18 protein-coding genes and 1 tRNA gene are annotated in these 18055 nt (G+C 39.8%); 13 read left to right on the plus strand and 6 right to left on the minus strand.

Annotation, left to right across the window (positions count from 1 at the left end):
- Both HMPREF0023_RS17085 and smpB read left to right on the plus strand, forming a co-directional pair.
- Positions 1 to 108 (plus strand): helix-turn-helix transcriptional regulator (locus tag HMPREF0023_RS17085; RefSeq protein WP_008942490.1); only part of this gene is annotated, 108 nt, incomplete at its 5' end.
- 126 nt (positions 109 to 234) lie between these two features.
- On the plus strand, positions 235 to 708 hold the full coding sequence (smpB, locus tag HMPREF0023_RS15000; protein WP_005091452.1) for an SsrA-binding protein SmpB: 474 nt from the start codon (positions 235 to 237) through the stop codon (positions 706 to 708).
- Positions 709 to 743: 35 nt separating this feature from the next.
- Here smpB and HMPREF0023_RS15005 read toward each other — a convergent pair whose 3' ends face one another.
- From HMPREF0023_RS15005 to rluD, 3 genes are all read right to left on the minus strand, one after another.
- Positions 744 to 1316, minus strand: a complete 573-nt coding sequence (locus tag HMPREF0023_RS15005; RefSeq protein ID WP_005081517.1) for a flavodoxin family protein — start codon at positions 1314 to 1316, stop codon at positions 744 to 746.
- Between the two features lie 83 nt (positions 1317 to 1399).
- Positions 1400 to 2140: a peptidoglycan editing factor PgeF gene (gene pgeF / locus HMPREF0023_RS15010; RefSeq protein ID WP_005081516.1), complete on the minus strand. Its 741-nt coding sequence runs from the start codon at positions 2138 to 2140 to the stop codon at positions 1400 to 1402.
- Positions 2141 to 2220: 80 nt separating this feature from the next.
- Positions 2221 to 3270, minus strand: a complete 1050-nt coding sequence (rluD, locus tag HMPREF0023_RS15015; RefSeq protein ID WP_005091456.1) for a 23S rRNA pseudouridine(1911/1915/1917) synthase RluD — start codon at positions 3268 to 3270, stop codon at positions 2221 to 2223.
- 71 nt (positions 3271 to 3341) lie between these two features.
- Here rluD and HMPREF0023_RS15020 point away from each other — a divergent pair, with 71 nt between their 5' ends.
- Both HMPREF0023_RS15020 and HMPREF0023_RS15025 read left to right on the plus strand, forming a co-directional pair.
- Positions 3342 to 4331 carry an outer membrane protein assembly factor BamD gene (locus HMPREF0023_RS15020; protein ID WP_004638161.1) on the plus strand — a complete coding sequence of 330 codons (990 nt, stop codon included), beginning with the start codon at positions 3342 to 3344 and terminating at the stop codon, positions 4329 to 4331.
- 187 nt (positions 4332 to 4518) lie between these two features.
- Positions 4519 to 6396 (plus strand): DNA primase, encoded by a 1878-nt coding sequence (locus HMPREF0023_RS15025; RefSeq protein ID WP_005091458.1) that lies wholly within the window; start codon positions 4519 to 4521, stop codon positions 6394 to 6396.
- A 189-nt stretch (positions 6397 to 6585) separates the two neighbouring features.
- Here HMPREF0023_RS15025 and HMPREF0023_RS15030 read toward each other — a convergent pair whose 3' ends face one another.
- Positions 6586 to 7170, minus strand: coding sequence for a hypothetical protein (locus HMPREF0023_RS15030; protein ID WP_005091460.1), 585 nt, complete (start codon positions 7168 to 7170; stop codon positions 6586 to 6588).
- A 370-nt stretch (positions 7171 to 7540) separates the two neighbouring features.
- Positions 7541 to 8824 (minus strand): glutamyl-tRNA reductase, encoded by a 1284-nt coding sequence (gene hemA, locus HMPREF0023_RS15035; protein ID WP_004638159.1) that lies wholly within the window; start codon positions 8822 to 8824, stop codon positions 7541 to 7543.
- Between the two features lie 79 nt (positions 8825 to 8903).
- Here hemA and HMPREF0023_RS15040 point away from each other — a divergent pair, with 79 nt between their 5' ends.
- The 9 genes from HMPREF0023_RS15040 (at position 8904) to HMPREF0023_RS15080 (ending at position 16732) form a co-directional block, all read left to right on the plus strand.
- Positions 8904 to 10622, plus strand: a complete 1719-nt coding sequence (locus HMPREF0023_RS15040; RefSeq protein ID WP_005091462.1) for a tetratricopeptide repeat protein — start codon at positions 8904 to 8906, stop codon at positions 10620 to 10622.
- 4 nt (positions 10623 to 10626) lie between these two features.
- On the plus strand, positions 10627 to 11208 hold the full coding sequence (gene lolB, locus HMPREF0023_RS15045; RefSeq protein WP_005081509.1) for a lipoprotein insertase outer membrane protein LolB: 582 nt from the start codon (positions 10627 to 10629) through the stop codon (positions 11206 to 11208).
- A gap of 13 nt (positions 11209 to 11221) precedes the next feature.
- Positions 11222 to 12055, plus strand: a complete 834-nt coding sequence (gene ispE, locus HMPREF0023_RS15050; RefSeq protein WP_005081506.1) for a 4-(cytidine 5'-diphospho)-2-C-methyl-D-erythritol kinase — start codon at positions 11222 to 11224, stop codon at positions 12053 to 12055.
- Positions 12054 to 12128, plus strand: a tRNA-Gln gene (locus HMPREF0023_RS15055). The genes ispE and HMPREF0023_RS15055 overlap by 2 nt, the downstream gene beginning before the upstream one ends.
- A 160-nt stretch (positions 12129 to 12288) precedes the next feature.
- Positions 12289 to 13242, plus strand: coding sequence for a ribose-phosphate pyrophosphokinase (locus tag HMPREF0023_RS15060; RefSeq protein WP_004638154.1), 954 nt, complete (start codon positions 12289 to 12291; stop codon positions 13240 to 13242).
- Between the two features lie 96 nt (positions 13243 to 13338).
- The gene (gene rplY / locus HMPREF0023_RS15065) at positions 13339 to 13635 is read left to right on the plus strand and encodes a 50S ribosomal protein L25 (RefSeq protein WP_005081504.1); all 297 of its coding nucleotides are present in this window, start codon (positions 13339 to 13341) and stop codon (positions 13633 to 13635) included.
- Between the two features lie 19 nt (positions 13636 to 13654).
- Positions 13655 to 14236 carry an aminoacyl-tRNA hydrolase gene (gene pth / locus HMPREF0023_RS15070; RefSeq protein WP_005081501.1) on the plus strand — a complete coding sequence of 194 codons (582 nt, stop codon included), beginning with the start codon at positions 13655 to 13657 and terminating at the stop codon, positions 14234 to 14236.
- Between the two features lie 145 nt (positions 14237 to 14381).
- Complete coding sequence (panD, locus tag HMPREF0023_RS15075) at positions 14382 to 14762, plus strand: aspartate 1-decarboxylase (RefSeq protein ID WP_004638150.1); 381 nt, start codon at positions 14382 to 14384, stop codon at positions 14760 to 14762.
- Between the two features lie 179 nt (positions 14763 to 14941).
- Positions 14942 to 16732 carry a patatin-like phospholipase family protein gene (locus tag HMPREF0023_RS15080; RefSeq protein ID WP_008942495.1) on the plus strand — a complete coding sequence of 597 codons (1791 nt, stop codon included), beginning with the start codon at positions 14942 to 14944 and terminating at the stop codon, positions 16730 to 16732.
- On the opposite strand, the gene HMPREF0023_RS15085 is transcribed toward HMPREF0023_RS15080, so the two are convergent.
- On the minus strand, positions 16729 to 17916 hold the full coding sequence (locus HMPREF0023_RS15085) for a hypothetical protein (protein WP_017396781.1): 1188 nt from the start codon (positions 17914 to 17916) through the stop codon (positions 16729 to 16731). The genes HMPREF0023_RS15080 and HMPREF0023_RS15085 overlap by 4 nt on opposite strands.
- Positions 17917 to 18055 lie beyond the last annotated feature (139 nt).

An 18055-nucleotide genomic window follows, 5' to 3' on the forward strand; every position in this document is an offset into this window, starting at 1 on the left:
GATCGAATGATTAAAAAGGGTGAAATTCCGCAGCCAATTAGAGTTAGTGAGAAAGAAGTCTTTTGGCACGAATCAAGTGTTAAATTAGTTGTAGAAAAACACAAGTAAAATTCTGATATGATAGCCTGCTAAATGCAGGCTTTCTTTTTAGATTAAGAGCCTTTTAAAACGGGTAACTAAACGGGTAACTCGAAAGAACTCAAGAATTTAATTATTCATTTTCAAAAGGTTGAGATGAACAAGATTGTTGTAAAAAAACATAATGGTGGCACGATTGCTCAAAACAAAAGAGCGCGCCACGATTACTTTATTGAAGAAAAATTTGAAGCAGGCATGTCCTTACAAGGCTGGGAAGTAAAATCACTTCGAGCTGGTCGTATGAGCTTGACTGAAAGTTATGTCATTTTTAAAAATGGCGAGGCTTTTTTATTTGGCTCACAAATTCAGCCTTTATTATCTGCTTCAACACATGTAGTACCTGAAGCAACACGTACACGTAAATTGCTCTTATCTCGCCGCGAGTTAGAAAAGCTTTTAGGTGCAGTGAATCAAAAAGGGTATTCTTGTGTACCTTTAGCATGTTATTGGAAAGGACCTTTAGTAAAGCTTGAAATTGCTTTAGTAAAAGGTAAGCAATTGCATGACAAGCGCGCAACAGAAAAAGACCGTGACTGGCAACGTGATAAAGCACGGATGTTGCATAAATAGTAAAAACCTCCTATTGGAGGTTTTTTATTGCACTATTAAATAGTAAAATGTTTCAGCTTCAATTCGGCTAAGTATTTTCCAAACTTTCTTGCAGTTTCCAGATCCCCTTCAGGTGGAGTTACTTCAACACTCGCATTATCTGATTGCGTCATTAAACCCAAGAAACTCGACATACGATTAATATCTAAAGGGCTACGTCCAGTCGGCATAAAAGGTAAACCAGCCCATAACATGCCATGTTGCATGGCAAATAAGTTAATTTGCTGCAACACTGCAAGTTTATCGCCACTTAGACCACCACCATTGGTAAAGCCAGCTGCTAGTTTACCCTGCCATGTTCGTGCTAACCATCGTTTCGAAGAATCTTCCATAAACTGTTTTAAAGCTGACGTCAGACTTCCCATATAGGTTGGACAACCCATCACAATTACGTCCGCTTGATCTAAAAGCTCCCACTGAACAGCGGCCACAGATAACACATGAACTTCTGCGCGAGCTTGTTCAGCGCCTTGAGCGATGTATTGTGCAACTTTAGCAGTATGACCATAGGGGCTATGATAAACCACACAAACTTTAACTTTGGGAGTAGCAGAATCAAGAACAAACATGGAAACTTTTAAAACCAATGAATTGAGTCAAGTTTAACATTTTTCGCACAAGCAAGGCGAATCACAATTGAAAACAATGCAATTTATTGCATAAATACAAAAGTTGCCATTCGTCCTGTTTTACTATTACGGCGATGTGAAAAGAACTCATCCGCCTGTTGATAAGAGCACTGCCCCCCACCCAAAACGGTTTCAACACCTAAACGATTTAAAATAAATCGAGCAATCGCATAGAGGTCTGCCTGATATTTATCCTCGACTTGCCCTACCATAAATGCAGACTCTAATTCAGGATATTTATCACAAAAAGCAGCTTTTACTTCAGCTCCAACCTCGAAACAAGGTTGACTGATAGCCGCTCCTAACCATGCCCATGTTGGCGAAGATTGCATTTGAGTAACCGTATTTTCAACAATACCATTCGCCAAGCCACGCCAACCTGCATGTAAATTGGCAACTTCTGTCCCCTCAGCATTGCCTAAAACTACAGGTAGACAGTCGGCAGTCATCATCATGAGTGCATGACCTTTGCGTTGCGTGACAAGACCATCACCTTCAAGTGAGATAAATGAAATTTGTTCATTTACAGTATGACAAATCGTACTATGGGTTTGAGTCAACCACGTCAGCTTATTGACACCAAATTCTGAAAATTGATTTAACAAAAACATACGGTGTTGTTGCACACGCTGTGCATCATCATTGACATGTAAAGCCAAATTAAATCCAGCTAAATTTATATTGGATGTTGCAATCGCTTGGTCATTTCCAATACGCGTTTGACCAACAAAAATACCTTTGGGCAAACCCTGTACAAACTCCATAAAATCCCTTCCCATGCAAAATATATTGCTCACCTTTTGAAAGGGAGGCAAAGCCCCCTCTGATTAAAAGGGAGCTTTACTTAATAGGCTTCATTTTCACTACGAAGAACTTCAACCAACTGAGTAAAATCTTCTGGCCAAGGAGCTTCAAACATCATGTCCTCACCTGTACGCGGATGGACTAAGCCCAATTTTGCAGCATGTAACGCTTGACGCTTAAAGCCACGAAGCATATCAGTTAACGTAGCTGAGGCCCCAGCTGGAAAGCGCACACGATTGACATACACAGGATCTCCCACTAACCCATGTCCTAAATAGCTAAAGTGTACACGGATTTGATGGGTACGCCCTGTTTCCAATTGCGCTTGAACACGAGTGAAATCACGGAAACGCTCTTTCACATTGTAGTGTGTTACCGCATCACGACCACCAGGCAGGATTGCCATTTTGACGCGGTCTACAGGGTGCCTTTTAATCGGTTCATCAATGGTGCCACCTGCAATAATATTTCCATACACCACAAGGTCATAGACACGGTAAACTGTCTTTTTGGCTAATTGTTTACTCAATGAAAACTGGGCTTCTAAATTTTTAGCAACGACCAATAGTCCACTGGTATCTTTATCAATACGATGAACCAAACCAGCACGTGCTAGCTCAGCAAGTTTTGGTGCATGATAAAGTAAAGCATTCACCAAAGTCCCTGTCGGATTACCAGCACCTGGATGAACCACCATTCCCACGTCTTTGTTGATCACAATAATATCGTCATCTTCATAGACAATATTTAAGGGAATATTTTCAGGCTGACTGGATGTTTGTGCCTCGAGTTCAACTTCAAGCGTTAATAATTCATTACCTTCACAACGGTACTTGGGTTTTACAATATTGCCATTTACTAACAGATGCCCATCTTTCATCCATTGCTTAAGTTTTTCACGAGAAAACTCATTCCACACCAGCGCAGCGACTTGATCAATGCGTTGACCTAAATAGTTTTCATCGAGTTGAACTTGCAACGATAAACGTGTTGCAGTTGAGTCAGAATTATGATTATCTGCATCGACAGAATCTTCGAGTAAGAAATCTGTTTCAGAGAAGTTTGAATTGGAAGATTGTGCTGAAGTCATTTGATGATCGGTACAAAAATGGTTTAATAGTACCATTGTAGCTTATTGCCCAGAATAACAGAGGAGTTTTTATGTCGCTACCACGTTATAAAATTACAGTGCTCGCACTTTCTTTAGGTGTAGCATCTGCATTTGTGGGCTGTAGCAGCAATCCGAGTAAGAAAGAAGTGGTTGATAAAGGACCACAATCAAGTGAACAAGTTTATTTTGAAAAAGCACTCAAATCTCTTGAACGCAATCAATATACTGACGCAGTGAAATCATTAGAAGCGTTAGATACTTACTTCCCAACTGGACAATATACCCAGCAAGCACAACTTGAACTTCTCTACGCAAAATTTAAACAGAAAGATTATGAAGGCACGATTGCACTTGCGGATCGATTCATTCGTTTAAATCCACAGCATCCTAACGTAGACTATGCCTATTATGTTCGTGGTGTTGCGAATATGGAAATGAACTACGATAGCTTAATTCGTTATACTTCATTGAAACAGGCGCATCGTGACGTAAGCTACATTAAAGTTGCTTATCAAAATTTCGTTGATTTGATTCGTCGTTTCCCTAGCAGCCAATATTCTGTTGATGCTGCGCAACGCATGAAATATATCGGTCAAGAACTTGCTGAAAGTGAAATGAATGCTGCGCGCTTCAATATTCAACGTAAAGCATGGTTAGCAGCGGCTGAACGTGCTCGATGGGTTCTTGAGTATTATCCTCAAACCCCACAAACACCTGAAGCATTAGCAACTTTAGCTTATAGCTATCAACAACTTGGGGATAAGGCAACATCCCAACAATATATTGAGATTCTTAAGCTCAATTATCCAAATCTAGTCAAATCAAATGGTGAAGTTAATCTTCGTGCTGCACGTAAAGAAGGCAGCTGGGTTAACCGTGCAACCTTAGGTTTATTGGGGCGTGAATCTCAACACATTGAAGTTGAAAATAACGAGACTCAAATCGAACCACCTCGTCGTAGCTTAACCAACCGTTTAAGTTTCGGATTATTTGATAAACCAGAAACTGAGCAAAGCAGCGAAGAAGATGCAGCGAATTAATTTCTAAGTGTTCGGGTGTGTGGTTTTAGTCTATAACGTAATGCATGGTTAAAATGTCAACGCCACCTGATCTCATTATGCGAACAGGCAAGTTAATCCTTGCCTGTTTTTCATTTTATGCAACAATGATAAAGAACATTTATGCATTCTTCCAAATGCTCTACCCAGTTTTAAATGGTAACCTCTCATGGCAATTCCACAGCATACAATTGATCAAATCCTAGATCGAACCGACATCGTCGATTTGATTGGTCAACGTGTGAAATTGAAAAAAACTGGACGAACATATTCTGGCTGTTGCCCTTTTCACCAAGAAAAAACACCATCCTTCCATGTCTATCGTGATAAACAGTATTATCACTGCTTTGGCTGCCAAGCCAATGGAAATGCGATTCGTTTCTTGATGGACATTGACAGTCGTAACTTTATCGACGTGATGAAGGATCTGTCTAATCAGACTGGAATAGAATTACCCAAAGATAATCACGACAACAAAAAACTCTCTTATAAACGTAGCCCTCAGACGCCACCTTCTCCGCCTGAAAAGATATCTCCCCCATCAACAACAAATCACGCTATTCATGAACCCATGGATGAGCATTTTGTTGATATGGATCGGTTTATGGACGATCCCTTTGCACAATTCGATCCAGGCTTCGGCATGGATGAACAAGTGCAAGAAGGCAACCTGTATGACCTCTTGGAAAATGTGGCACAGTTCTATGAGCGTCAACTTCCCCATAGCCAAAAAGCGCAAAATTATTTCAAACACCGTGGCTTATCGGCTCAAACCATTCAATTCTGGCGTTTAGGTTATGCACCAGAGGATTGGCAACACTTAGAAAAAGCATTTCCTCAGGATATAGAAGGCTTAAAACAAATTGGATTGATTCGCTCTAGTGACAGTGGTCGAGATTTTGATTTATTACGGGATCGTGTAATTTTTCCGATTCGTGACCATAAAGGTCGTGTGGTCGGTTTTGGTGGACGTGCGTTGAATGATGACATTAAGCCTAAATACATTAACTCCCCTGATTCAGAAGTCTTCCATAAAAACCAACTGCTTTATGGTTTATATGAGGGGCGTAAACTCAAAGCCAATGATTGGTTGATGGTTGAAGGCTATATGGACGTAATTGCCCTACAGCAATACGGCATCAATGGCGCTGTCGCAACGCTTGGAACAGCAAGTAATGCAGACCATTTGAATACCTTGTTTAAACAAAACTCTCGTATTACCATCGCTTTTGATGGTGATGCGGCGGGACAAAAAGCAGCTCGACGAACTTTAGAAATTGCACTGCCCTTACTTAATGATGGGCGTGAGTTAAAATTCTTTGTACTCCCCAATGAACACGACCCGGACTCGCTGATTCGTCGAGAGGGTTTGGAAAATTTCCAAAAATTGCTACAACAAGCGCCATTATTGTCTGATTTTGTATTTGCTCATTTAACAGGGCAGCACGATATTAGCACCCCTGAAGGTAAAAGCTTAGTCATGGGTGAACTCCGTGAGTTGACCGAGCTACTCCCTAAGCAAGGCTCATTTCGTTATTTGCTCACTCAATCGTTCCGCGAAAAACTGGGTCTAGGCAAACGCTTTACCCCACAAATTAGCCATGATGCATCTTTATCTTTTAATATCCATACTAAAGATGAAGATTTTGCAATAGCAATCTTGATGCACCACCCATTTCTTTATATCCACTTTGAAGAGCTGCGTGCAGTCATCGATCAAAATGAGCTATTGGCGAAGATCTTAGCTGTATTAAATATTGTATTTGATGATCTACCCGATGATCAGGAATTAGCAACTTATTATGTACTCGGTGCATGTAGTCATTATAGCCATGAGCTTGCAGATATTATGCAACGTACCAACATTGAGTCGTTGACTGAAGCACCAGAAGTGGCCGACAAATTAGCGAGAGACTTCTCTTTAAATTTACAAGAAAAATATTTAAGGCTCAAACTTAAATCACCTATCTCTCTGATAGAATCACGCAATTTACGCCAACAATTAAATGAGTTAACGAAGCAAATTAGTTTGAAGTTGTTGTCTTAGAATTATAATAGTATTTTTATTTCTTAAACCATAAACAATAGTTCTACAAAATTTTTATTCAGTTATATTTTCAAATACACATATGGTCAAGATATGATTGTTATATGAAATAAAAATCCAGAAATGGGCTGTAAAACAACTAACCCACTCCCCCTAGATAAATAGTATATAAAATTAAAATTTTTTTTATTAGATGCAAAGATCAGCTTTACTAAAAATACCATTTAAACTTTTAATCTGATTGACTAATTTATCAACTCTATATTTTGCTTCTTCAATCTCCAATTCAGCAATCTTTTTTTCATTGAATGATAGCTTATCCTTTCTATCTAATAAATCAAGCTTTTTACGTTCAAGCATACTATTAGCAATACGCCATTCTAATATAGCATTATCAGAGTCAAGCTGAGTCTTGTGTAAAGCTGCTTGTCTCAAACGATCATTAGTTAATAGTTTCTTTTGATTTTGATAACGTATATTTAATGGTATTTCATAAATTAATTTCATTTCACCTTTATGTTCAGAATTATCTTTCCAGGTTTTACCATTTGGGTCTTCAAAACTTCTTTTTGAGCCATAAGTATATGCCGCAGAAAATTTGGATTTATCCCAAATATATTCTTTAAACCAAGATCCACTCTCAATTTGATGGGCTTTTTCTATAGTTTCTACACGGCTTTCCTCTATTTTTTTTAAAGAAATACAATCCTGTGCAAAAGCGAAGTCTGCCCATACAACCATCAGACAGGGTATGAGTCTTAGCATGATATTCATCTATATTTCCTTACAATTTTAGTTTTATAAACTTACTTTTTCTTAATTAAAACAATTTGATGTATAAAGTTCCCATTCAAGAGTCATCATCAAATATTATTTTTCAAACCAAGATGAGTTTTTGATACATTCAAAATCCACCATTATCCCTAGCAATAATCCAGCTTTACCCCCATATATCAACTCTATAATATATAAGGGATTGTAAAAATAATTTCATCCATTATTTGATAATTTAATCATATTTTTTTGAGGCTCTTTTTTTTGTTATTTTCTGACAATTAATGCTATTTTCTAAACATTATTTATGTTCAAGCAATAAAACTAAATAAAATCATAAAATGACATTACTATACTATAAAAATAGAAGTTATCGCTTCGGCTTACGTTCATGCTCAAACACATCTTGTAGATGCTGCTGTAGCCATTCAAAATAATCAGGATTTTCTGCTTTAGCAGCTTCTCTTAATAAAATCGAAGTCGGGTGCATAAGTTTTTGGGTTAAACGATGCGCAAACTCTTGTAATACTTGCTCAGCTGCATGTCCATGTTGTAAAGCGTCCAAAGCATGAGTTAATTCTTTTTGACTAATCTCTTCGCTGTGTTGACGATAAGCCTGAATCGTACCACTCGCCTCTTTCACTTTTTGCTGGGTCATCAATTGGGTCGCCAATTGATTGACCATAAATTCAGCCTCAACAGCTGCTTGACGTCGTTGCGCTAAGTTTTCATCAATCACGCTCTGTAAATCATCAACACCATACAAATAAACGTTATCCAAAGATTCTACTTTAGGATCAATATCACGAGGAACTGCCAAATCTACCATTAACATTTGTTGATAGCGACGACTCTTTAGCGCACTTTTAACATGTTTATATTCAATCACTTGATGCAAACTGCCTGTACAACTCGAAATCACATCTGCCCTGTGCAAATTTTGCGCCAGCTCTACAAAAGGAATGATTTCGACTTCAACTTGATGCGCGATTTCTTGTGCCAGTTGATCTGCTCGTTCACGGCTACGATTACAAATGATGATCCTTGCAACCCCCATTTCAGCCAAATGTTTAGCAACAAGGCTATTCATCTCTCCAGCAGCAACCACCATAACCGTCAGCTTTTCCGGATGACTAAACACTTGTGTTGCTAACTGCGCCACTGCATAGCCCATAGATACGGCATGACTACCCACTGAAGTTTCAGAACGGACCCGTTTTGCTGCATAAAATGCGTATTCAAAAATCCCATTCAATTCAGGAGAAACGGTCTCTGCATCTTTAGATAAAGCCAAAGCGCTTTTGACCTGCCCTAAAATTTGCGGCTCTCCTAACATCAGTGAGTCTAAACCACTTGCAACACGCATTAAATGCGTAACGGCTTGAGCATTCTCGTAACGATAAACATGATGAATCAACTGTTTAACATCAATATTATTCACTTGGGCGAGCCAATTTAGGATGCTATCTGCATCCTCCGTCATGGCATAAACTTCTGTACGATTGCATGTCGAGACCACCACCATATCCTTCAATGCAGGATGTTGGTTTTGCTCAAGCAATAACGCTTCCAATCGCTCTGCATTGAAAGCGATTTGCTCACGGAGTTCGACAGAAGCTGTTTGATGGTTGACACCCAATGCAAAGAAAGACATATCAGATCATCATTTCGCTAAATTTATGTTATTGTGCAACATCGGTGTCATAAAAAGCATTACTTTGGATCAATAAAAATTGCGTCAGCTATATCGCCGTATCCAGTTTAGCGGCAAGACGATTAGACGGTATTCTACCACAATCTTATTGTTAGGTAGTATGAGCGCGTACGTCTCTGCACAGGCAATACACGACATGTATGCCGATCAGAGCTTTGAATATGCCCTCAAACAGAGCATGGTTGCTGAGTTTTCGCTCGCCTATGATGATATTCCAACAGCACTACATAACTACACTGTACTTGCGATTCGCAGCAATTCAACCACGATCAAACAGCGTGCGCTAGATATCGCACTTGAATATGATGATTTGCAAGCAGCTTTAGACATTGCAACGCATTGGGTTGAACAAGAACCTAAAGACGTTCCCGCTTTATTTTACTTGTCACACATCGCTTTAAAAACCCATGAATACGAACTCGCGGCAAAAACCCTTGATAAAATTTTAAATATTGACCCTACGGCTGATTTAGAACAAATACTTGCAGGGATTGCACCAGAGCAAGCAGAAGATCGTGAAATTCTGCTTAATGCATTACGCGCAAGTAAAGAAAAAAATAATCCTTCTATTTTGGCACTGATTGCAGGTCTGGAAGCTCAAGATGGCTTGTACGAACAAGCACTGAAAAATATCAACCGTGCCCTACGCAAACGTTCTAAATCAACAAGTTTTATTTTAATGAAAGCCAATTTGTTAATGGCTTTAAAAGACCAAGAAGCCACACAAAAGTGGTTAGCACGCGCTAGCCGTAAAAATAAAAATAATTTGGATGTTCGCTTAGCAGAAGCACGTTATTACATTCAAATCAATCAACAGCAGCAAGCCTTTGATAAGCTTCAAGCAATAATTAAAGACCATCCTCATGCTGAAGAAGCTTTATTTATTGCAGGTTTAACCAGTATCGATTTAAAGCAATACGAACTTGCTGAGCAATATTTGGTTGAGTTACGCACGTCTGAAAAGTATCAAAACGAAGCCTATTACTATCTCGCCATCAACGCGCAGCGTAAACAGCATTATGAAACAGCCAAAGCTTATTATCGCTTGGTCGATGGCAACTTATATATCGTCTCCAGACGCAATATGATTGCGATTTTTGAACAGCAGCAGCAACTCAATGACGCTTTAAGATTTTTGACCCAAGAGCGCGTTAACTATCCGCAACATGCCAGTTTCTTATATCAAGCACAGGCTGATATCTTAAAGAAAATGAACAATAAAGCGGCTGCTCTAGCCTTACTTGATGAGGCGATTAAAAATATTCCTGATGACCCGGAACTCATTTACGCAGAGGTTTTACTGCTCGATCCTTATACCGATCGTGATAAACTAGATAAAGCACTCAAACAGCTTTTACGTATAGAACCCAATAGCCCTACTTACCTAAATGCTTATGCTTATACTTTGGCACTGCAAAATCGTCGTCTCAAAGAAGCACGAAAATATGCCGAACTCGCACTAGAGTACGCCCCTGAACAAGCTTCTATTTTAGATACACTGGGCTATATTGCATTTCTACAAAATGATTTTGATACGGCAGTTAATGTACTCGAACAAGCATATTCACTCAGTCAAAACATCAATATCGGTGTTCGTTATGCTAAAGCACTCTATATGCAAGGCTCACTCACCGAATTTAGCGATGTGTTACAGCAACTGAAACAAAAACATGCGAATGCCCCACAATTACAACAACTTGATAGCTTAATCTTACCTGTCACTGTAAAAAAGAGTTAAATCCATGCGTTTTTTTCCAAAATTATGCGTCGCATTATGTAGCAGTAGTGTGTTGCTATTAACAGGTTGTCAACACCTGAGCCAACCCAAAAAAACGATCATTTCTCCACAAGTTCAAGATGAAAATAATTTTAGCTTACAGGGAAAAATAGGGGTTCGCACACCGCAACAATCAGGTAGCGCATTCTTCACATGGATACAACAACAAGATCAATTTGATATCGAACTGACAGGAATTCTAGGTGTCGGCAAAACCCAAATTCAAGGAAAATCAGGTGAAGTCACGTTAAATAGTTCTAAAACAGGCTTAATCACAGCAAGTTCACCTGAAGAACTTTTGGAAAAAGCAACAGGTTGGCAAGCACCAATTATGCACCTCACACATTGGATACAGGCCAAACCCGCTACTCTACATGCTCAAATGACACGAGATGAAAGCAATCGCTTAAAACAACTCATTGAAGATGGTTGGACTGTAGATTTTAGCTACAATGATGGTCAAACATTACCAAACAAGCTACTACTCAAACAAGCGCTTGAGGAAAATAAAGAAAACCGTATTACAATGGTGATTCAAAATCGATAACCTAGATGTTTATATGATTAAAGTACCGTCTCCTGCCAAGCTGAATTTGTTTCTGCACATCACAGGTCGCCGTGAAAATGGCTACCATGAACTACAAACTATTTTCCAACTGATTGATTTATATGATTGGATGAGTTTTGAACCCTGTGTAAGTGAAACAATTCAAATTGAAGGCTTGGCAGACGTACAACTTGAGCAAAACTTAATCTATCGTGCAGCACAAATATTACGCCCACATGCCAAAAAACCTTGTGGCTTGAAGATTCATATCGAAAAAAATATTCCAATGGGTGCCGGTTTAGGCGGAGGATCTTCCAATGCTGCGACAACACTCATCGTACTGAATCAACTATGGCAATGTGACTTAAATGAGCAACAACTTGCCGACTATGGAGTGCAACTTGGTGCTGATGTACCGATCTTTGTTTTTGGACGTAATGCATGGGCTGAAGGTATCGGTGAACATTTATCATTCATAGACTTAGCTCAAAAAAAATTCATAATCCTAAAACCTGACTGTTTTATCAGCACTCAATTGTTATTTTCACAAAAAACATTGACAAGAGACTCTAAGATCACTAAATTTTGCGCCTATCAGTTAGAACCTTCCAGTTTTGGAAATAACTTTGAACCTCTGGCTCGATCGTTATATCCCGAAGTTGAAGAAGCAATGCAATATTTAGATCAGTTTGGTCTAGCAAAGCTTACAGGTACAGGTGCTTGTGTTTTTACTGAAGTAACTGATGAAATGAATATCGAGTTAATCTTGAAAAATGCACCTTGTAAATCTTACTTGGTAAGCAGTTTGACAGAATCACCGTTAAGACATTTCAAAGTTGCACGTTAGGGGCGTCGCCAAGTGGTAAGGCAGCGGGTTTTGATCTCGCCATCCGTTGGTTCGAATCCAGCCGCCCCTGCCATATAATAGATTGCTTTTTAAACTACCCGTTGGAAAATTTTTTAATTTTTCTTTAGCGCTTGGGTGAAGTATTCTTCATATAGCCCTCTTTGGAAAATCATCGATTTTTCTCTTGCGCTCGGGTGAAGCGTTGCTTCACGTAATCCTCGCTCAGGTGCTTCATGCCCAATCTTGTCGTTTTTAGTGGAAGTGCTCATCCACAATTTGCTCAAAAAGTCGTAAGTCATTTACATATCCCTTTAGGTGCTGCTTCAGTTAGCAAGTTCTCTGATGGCGAAATTTCAGTTGAAATCACTGAAAATGTACGTGGTAAAGACGTTTTTATCGTTCAATCTACTTGTGCGCCAACCAATGATAACCTGATGGAAATCTTGGTCATGGCTGATGCTTTGCGTCGTGCAAGTGCGGGTCGTATTACGGCGGTTATTCCTTACTTCGGATATGCACGCCAAGATCGTCGTCCACGTTCTGCTCGTGTACCAATCACAGCTAAAGTTGTAGCTGACATGCTAACAACTGTTGGGATTGACCGTGTGGTAATGATTGACTTACACGCAGACCAAATTCAAGGTTTCTTTGATATCCCTGTTGATAACATCTACGGTACACCAGCATTACTTGCTGACTTACGTCAACAACAACATGATAACTTGATGGTGGTTTCACCTGACGTTGGTGGTGTTGTTCGTGCACGTGCTGTTGCCAAACAATTAGGTGATATCGATTTAGCGATTATTGATAAGCGTCGCCAAAAAGCAAATGAGTCACAAGTGATGCATTTGATCGGTGATGTTAAAGATCGTGACTGTGTCATCGTTGATGATATGGTAGATACCGCAGGAACGCTTTGCAAAGCTGCTGATGCACTTAAACAATTTGGTGCACGCCGCGTTATTGCTTATGCAACTCATCCTGTTTTATCAGGTAAAGCGATTGAAAACCTACAAAATTCTGTCATTGATGAATTGGTTGTCACTGACACCATTCCTCTTTCAGATGAAGCAATGAACTTAGGTAAAATTCGCCAAGTTTCTGTTGCTAGCATGGTTGCTGAAACAATTCGTCGTATTAATAACGAAGAATCTATTAGCGCTATGTTCGATAGTTATCTATAATAGCCCAGCTTTTTTCAAGCCCTGCCCTTTGGCAGGGTTTTCTATCACTAAACTGGTCGCAAGTTTAGTTCATTAAACTCCAATGAGGATATGCCCATGGCAAACTTCGTATTAAATGCTCAAGCACGTGAAGCTGCACAACAAGGGAAAGGTTCGAGCCGCCGCCTTCGTCACGCAGCTCAAATCCCAGCAATCATCTATGGTGGTAGCGCTGAGCCTGTAGCAATTACTTTAGAACTTCGTGAAATCGTTAAAGCTTTAGAAAACAATGCGTTTTTTGAAGAAGTTATCGAAATCAAAATCGGTGACAAAGTTGAAAACGTTAAAATCCAAGCGTTACAACGTCACCCAGCTAAAAACACACCTATGCACGCTGACTTCAAACGCGCATAAGTGTTAAAGGCGTAAATTAGTGTCAAATATTTCGCTAATTGTTGGTTTGGGCAATCCTGGAAAGGAATATGCCCAGACCCGTCACAATGCAGGTTTTTGGTTCGTCGAACAACTTGCAGACCGTTATGGTATTTCCTTAAAAGCAGATCCAAAGTTTCACGGATTCAGCGGTCGTGGTCAGATTGAAGGTCATGACGTACGCTTATTATTACCAACAACGTTTATGAACCGTTCTGGTCAAAGTGTTGCCCCTTTCGCTAAATTTTATCAAATTTCTCCTGAATCAATTCTCGTTGCTCATGATGAACTCGATATGGATCCTGGCGTTATTCGTTTGAAATCAGGCGGTGGACACGGCGGACACAATGGTCTACGTGATATCGTTCCTCATATTGGTGCTAATTTTCATCGTTTACGAATTGGAATTGGACACCCTGGCTCCAAAGAGCGTGTTTCAGGCCATGTGCTGAATAAAGCACCTAGCAGCGAACAACACTTAATGGATGTAGCTATTGATCATGCACTTTCCAAGGTGAAACTACTTGTTGATGGACAAGTTTCACTCGCCATGAATCAAATTAATGCTTACAAACCCGCTTAACCTTGAACTGAATTGTTGAACAATCACGCTTGCCATATTGCTCATTTAGGCGCAAAATGCGCATCAAACCGCCTATAGCCTGCGGAAAACGTGACAAGTCAACCATAAGATATTCATCTTAGGTCTTACTCAGGAGACGCTAGCCATGCTATCTCGTTTATTAAAATGTAAAATTCACCGTGCAGTTGTGACACATGCTGAACTTCATTATGAAGGTTCTTGCGCAATTGATGGTGTGTTGATGGATTTAGCAGGGATTCGTGAATACGAAGAGATTCACGTATGGAACGTAACTAACGGCAAACGCTTTACTACGTATGCAATTCGCGGTGAAGATGACTCAGGTATCATTTCAGTCAACGGTGGCGCAGCGCATCAAGCGGATGTAGGCGACTTAGTCATTATTGCAACTTTTGGTGACTTTACTGAAGTTGAAGCAAATGCACATAAACCACGTTTAGTTTATGCAAACCCAGACAATACAGTAAATCACACAGCAAACTGTATCCCTGTCCAAATCGCATAAGCTTTAAAGATTCCAAAAGAGCCAGTCAAAAATGAACTGGCTTTTTTATTGGATTTTATTCAATCACCCGACCAACATACAAAAACACCTACAAATGCCCTGCTAATTTACTCAACCAGACTTGCAATACGCGATCAGTATTTATTAAATAAATAGAAAATAACGATAATTTTAAATATATGGATATTATTAAAACACTCCGTAAGGTCACTATACTTGCAGAGCTTGATGATGCGGTACTGCAAGGCCTAGCAAGTGAATGTAGAATCAAATATTTACATACAGGTCAGCGACTTTATCAAGCGCATGATCCAGCACATCATGTGTATATTATTGTCTATGGACGTCTCAAACTCACGTCCACAACTGGATTGTCAACCTACTTAGGACATCACGAAATCATCGGAGAAATGGGTGTTATTTCCGAACATCCCCATCACGGTACAGTGCATGCAATACGAGATACCGCTCTACTGGCTATACCTCAACAACAGTTTATTGATTTTATCTACAAGCATCCAAATGTTTTATTGGCGCTATCTCGATTAATCATTGCTCGCTCACAACCAGAGTTACAACATACCCATGCAATGAGCCATAGCCGCACATTATCAATTGTTCCCGCAGCACCGCAGATACCCGCAATTCATCTTGCCGAAAAACTAACTGAACATCTGCAACGTTGGCCACATGTTCGTCTTATTACAGCAGCGCATGTAGATGCATTATTTGGCAGTGGCTTTAGCCAAACACCCTTGGATTACAGTGCTGATGATTTAAAATTACGTTCATGGTTAGCCAGTTTAGAAGAAAAGCATTGTTATGTGTTATACGCAGCCCACAGTCATTCTGATGAATGGGCAAAGCGTTGTTTACATCAAGCAGACCGTATTTTAATTCTCGCCGAAGCAAATTTAACGCCAATACACACCCCCTTAGTGGATGTATTAAATCAACATCAATGGCAAAGTCCAATTGAATTGGTTTTATTACGTTCGGAGGGTGATCCCTCTCCACATACACTAGAATGGAAACGGCTCTATCGAGCCCGTGCTCATTATTTTGTCCATCCATGGGCACGGGCTGATATCAGTGCTGTGGCTCGACAGATTTCAAGCCAAGGACTCGGACTGGTTCTAGGTGGAGGTGGTGCACGCGGCTTTGCACATATTGGTCTCATACGCGCATTGGAACAACTGCATATTCCGATTGATATCGTCGGTGGAACAAGTATGGGCGCATTTGTAGCAGCCTTAGTGGCATGCGGTTTTGATAGTGTCGAAATGACCCATATTGCCTATGAGACTTTTGTAGCCCGAAATTATTTAAATGACTATACCATGCCTAGAGTGTCGCTAATCCGTGGTCAAAGGTTCCATAGTCGACTCCAAGCTATCTTTGGGCAACGTCGGATCGAAGAGCTCAGGCAAAGTTATTATTGTATTTCAACCAACTTATCTACTGGCCAAGCCGTCATCCATGATCAAGGAGAACTTGCAACGTGGGTGGGCACAAGTATGAGCGTTCCAGGTGTTGCTCCACCTGTCGCATGGCATGAAAATTTATTATGTGATGGTGGTGTGATCAACAATCTGCCTACCGATGTAATGCAAAACCTCGAGAGAGGAACAATTATCGCAAGCAATGTCAGTTTAAATGATGACATTCGTGTCCCAGGAATTGGTTTAGATGAACCTGATCAAAGTGCCTTACTCAACTGGAATAAACTAATTAAAGATAAGCTATTACCAGCACCTAAACTCGCTGAAATTTTAATGCGTACTGCAACTCTGGCAAGCGACACCATGATTCAAACAGCCGCAATTGAACGCGCTCATTTACATATTCGTATGCCCATCGAAGGTATTGGCATGTTTGACTGGAATAAACTCGATGAACTGGTCGAACGAGGATATCAACATGCAATAGAAACACTACTCCCGATTCGAGACACACTCCCCCATGTCTAAATGTTATTTATTCTTGGTGCTTGTATCTGATAATGATCCATCAATTGATCTAAATATTGATAAGTTTCCAGATCCAACTCTTGCATATATGCATCTAAAATCCTTTGACACTGCTGTTGTTTTTCCGGTGGCATCCGTCGTACAACATCAAAAGTGACATTCCATTGAGAACGAACCAAAGAAGCATATGCAATGTTTTGTAACACCTCCTCATCAATCTGTGCAATTGCTTTTGCAACTGCTTCTCTTGCTTCATCTTGCATATAATTTACAACAACCAACATATCTGGCCATAACTCACAATGATCCGCTGCAGCCACAATACTTTGAATAATATCAGCCTGTCTTAGTGCGGGTAGATTCGCAACATAACGTTGAGCGTGATCAGATAAACATGCCACCACTGGTAACATATCCTCCCACAACTGATCTTCTTGCGCTGCCTGAATAATAGCATTGATGACCTTTTCCCCTTGTTTTACAGCTAAATCGCCTAGATCACGCTTTAACTCATAACCAATATGACTCATCAACGCCAATAACTTGGGCCAAACCAACCGTTGTGCAGGATCACAAATAATCAAAAGTGCTTTCTCAATTCGTACTTTGGGTAATACATGAACAAGATGATCTATGCGTTCTCTAGATTCAATATAAAATGCAATCTCAAGCAGATCACTTTCTTGCTCAATCATCTGCGCAACATCTTGAACAACATCATCTGCTAACATCCCAACAAAACGCCCCATGGTGACAAAATCACGCTGTTGCAACAGAATATTGGCAATGTCCTTAATTTGATGTGTCGTAAAATAGACCAACAACTCTCTCGCCAATCTCGGATCTAAATACACTGAAATAGCAGCAAGCGTATCTGCAGGTAGATGCTTCGCAATCTGATATAAATTTTCCGTCGATAAATGTACGGCGATTTGTGCCACAATCAGAGGATCTAAAAATCTTTTTACTAAGAAAACACTAAATCGATTGGGTAACCAACTCACCCACGATGCCAAATAACGAAAACGTGTTTTTTGTTGATCTTGCAGCAACTCAATAATTGCAAAACGAAATTGTCTTAAACTCTCTGGTGCAAGTGACTGTAAAAAATCCAATTGCTGCTCTGATACTTTCAAGATATGAGCAAGCTTTATAATTTCTGCATGTACAGCTAATCGAGTCATATACATCACCGATTGTCATTTCTGGATCGAAACAAGGCTCGAAGAAAAAAAGGCATTTGAAACAAGTGCTGATTGATTTTTCGATTTTCGGTGGTGTTTCAAAAAGTATGCTGACATTAAATGAAGCCATTATTGATGT

Origin of the sequence: Acinetobacter sp. ATCC 27244 (assembly GCF_000156555.1) — a bacterium.
Taxonomy (GTDB): domain Bacteria; phylum Pseudomonadota; class Gammaproteobacteria; order Pseudomonadales; family Moraxellaceae; genus Acinetobacter; species Acinetobacter haemolyticus.

Bases quoted from the DNA above. Each gene is read 5' to 3' on its own strand.
- lolB (WP_005081509.1), top strand. From the start codon at position 10,627: ATGCGTTTTTTTCCAAAATTATGCGTCGCATTATGTAGCAGTAGTGTG.
- rluD (WP_005091456.1), bottom strand. From the start codon at position 3,270: ATGACTTCAGCACAATCTTCCAATTCAAACTTCTCTGAAACAGATTTC.
- HMPREF0023_RS15060 (WP_004638154.1), top strand. From the start codon at position 12,289: ATGCCCAATCTTGTCGTTTTTAGTGGAAGTGCTCATCCACAATTTGCT.
- rplY (WP_005081504.1), top strand. From the start codon at position 13,339: ATGGCAAACTTCGTATTAAATGCTCAAGCACGTGAAGCTGCACAACAA.
- ispE (WP_005081506.1), top strand. From the start codon at position 11,222: ATGATTAAAGTACCGTCTCCTGCCAAGCTGAATTTGTTTCTGCACATC.
- hemA (WP_004638159.1), bottom strand. From the start codon at position 8,824: ATGTCTTTCTTTGCATTGGGTGTCAACCATCAAACAGCTTCTGTCGAA.
- HMPREF0023_RS15085 (WP_017396781.1), bottom strand. From the start codon at position 17,916: ATGACTCGATTAGCTGTACATGCAGAAATTATAAAGCTTGCTCATATC.
- HMPREF0023_RS15030 (WP_005091460.1), bottom strand. From the start codon at position 7,170: ATGAATATCATGCTAAGACTCATACCCTGTCTGATGGTTGTATGGGCA.
- panD (WP_004638150.1), top strand. From the start codon at position 14,382: ATGCTATCTCGTTTATTAAAATGTAAAATTCACCGTGCAGTTGTGACA.
- HMPREF0023_RS15005 (WP_005081517.1), bottom strand. From the start codon at position 1,316: ATGTTTGTTCTTGATTCTGCTACTCCCAAAGTTAAAGTTTGTGTGGTT.
- HMPREF0023_RS15025 (WP_005091458.1), top strand. From the start codon at position 4,519: ATGGCAATTCCACAGCATACAATTGATCAAATCCTAGATCGAACCGAC.
- smpB (WP_005091452.1), top strand. From the start codon at position 235: ATGAACAAGATTGTTGTAAAAAAACATAATGGTGGCACGATTGCTCAA.
- HMPREF0023_RS15080 (WP_008942495.1), top strand. From the start codon at position 14,942: ATGGATATTATTAAAACACTCCGTAAGGTCACTATACTTGCAGAGCTT.
- pgeF (WP_005081516.1), bottom strand. From the start codon at position 2,140: ATGGAGTTTGTACAGGGTTTGCCCAAAGGTATTTTTGTTGGTCAAACG.
- HMPREF0023_RS15020 (WP_004638161.1), top strand. From the start codon at position 3,342: ATGTCGCTACCACGTTATAAAATTACAGTGCTCGCACTTTCTTTAGGT.